Source organism: Hydrogenivirga sp. 128-5-R1-1 (genome assembly GCF_000171895.1).
The window spans coordinates 1-1,127 of the sequence record NZ_ABHJ01000489.1 but is presented as its reverse complement, the minus strand read 5'-3'; the positions used below and the strand labels follow the sequence as shown (position 1 = coordinate 1,127).

Here is a 1,127-nt window from a genome sequence, read left to right as displayed (position 1 = left end):
ATAATATAATTTTGCAAAGATAAAATTTAAATAAAAGTTAATTTAACTAATATATTGTTGTAATGCATTAAAATGACCGTTTTTATAGAAACTAAACTTAATAAAAAGTCATATATTTTTATTTAATTTATTTTATAAAGAAATATTAATTTCTATATTTTTTATCAAATTATGGTCCTGTGGTAAAATTTTTCGCCAGAAACATATTTATTTTTATAAACTGCAAAATTTTTAGTGGAGATGTGAAATGAAGATAGTAATTGATGTGTCTAATGAAGGAAAGGCCAAACATTTGATTGATATACTAAAAGACATTCCATATGTAAAGAATATCAAAGTAGAACCTGAAAAGAAGAAAGGGAGACCAGATTTTGAATCAGTTTTTGGAATATGGAAAGATAGAGATATTACTATAGAAAACATTAGAAAGAAAGCATGGGGAAGAATAGTTAAATGATAATTTTGGATACAAATATAATTATTGAATTACTTAAAGGAAATACGGAAACTAAAGAGCTTCTTAAAAATATTAATGAAGAAAACTTTGCAATCAGTATTATAACCAGTATGGAACTATACTATGGAGCTATAAATAAAAGAGAACTTAATAAAATAAAGAAATTTTTAAAAAGTTTTAATTTACTGGTAATAAATGAAGAAATATCAAAAATCGCTTTAGACTTAATAGAAAAATATTCAAAAAGCCATGGATTAGAAATTCCTGATGCTTTAATAGCAGCAACATCTATATATTATGATGTACCTTTATTAACTTACAATAAAAAAGATTTCAAATATATTGAAACTTTACAGCTCTTTTAAAGATTGTTATTAAAACATACGCATGCACTAGAATATCAACAGATAAATAAAATTTAAAAAATTACCCTGTGATAAAATTAAAAAAACATATATCTTTACAAAAGATTATCAGGACAAATAAATGGCAGAATTTGATAAAACATTAAGAGATATAATCCAAAATATTCCTCAAAAATTTGTAAGCATTTTAACAGGGAAGAAAGGCACAAAAATACTTGATAATACCTTTCCTTCCACTAAAGAAAGAGTAGCCGATTTAGTCTTAGAATTAGAAGATGGTTCTATTTTTCACCTGGAGCTTCAAA

The 1,127-nt window shown here is 24.0% G+C and carries 2 protein-coding genes and 1 pseudogene; all 3 read left to right on the top strand.

Annotation, left to right across the window (positions count from 1 at the left end):
* Positions 1–247 precede the first annotated feature (247 nt).
* Positions 248–457 (top strand): hypothetical protein, encoded by a 210-nt coding sequence (locus tag HG1285_RS00450; protein WP_008289660.1) that lies wholly within the window; start codon positions 248–250, stop codon positions 455–457.
* Positions 454–822 carry a type II toxin-antitoxin system VapC family toxin gene (locus HG1285_RS00455; protein WP_008289659.1) on the top strand — a complete coding sequence of 123 codons (369 nt, stop codon included), beginning with the start codon at positions 454–456 and terminating at the stop codon, positions 820–822. Before HG1285_RS00450 ends, HG1285_RS00455 begins: the two co-directional genes overlap by 4 nt.
* 121 nt (positions 823–943) lie before the next feature.
* Positions 944–1,127 (top strand): annotated as a pseudogene (locus HG1285_RS00460) (flagellar biosynthesis/type III secretory pathway protein); the annotation flags it as partial.

Coding starts and splice junctions, on each gene's coding strand:
- HG1285_RS00450 (WP_008289660.1), top strand. CDS start 248: ATGAAGATAGTAATTGATGTGTCTAATGAAGGAAAGGCCAAACATTTG.
- HG1285_RS00455 (WP_008289659.1), top strand. CDS start 454: ATGATAATTTTGGATACAAATATAATTATTGAATTACTTAAAGGAAAT.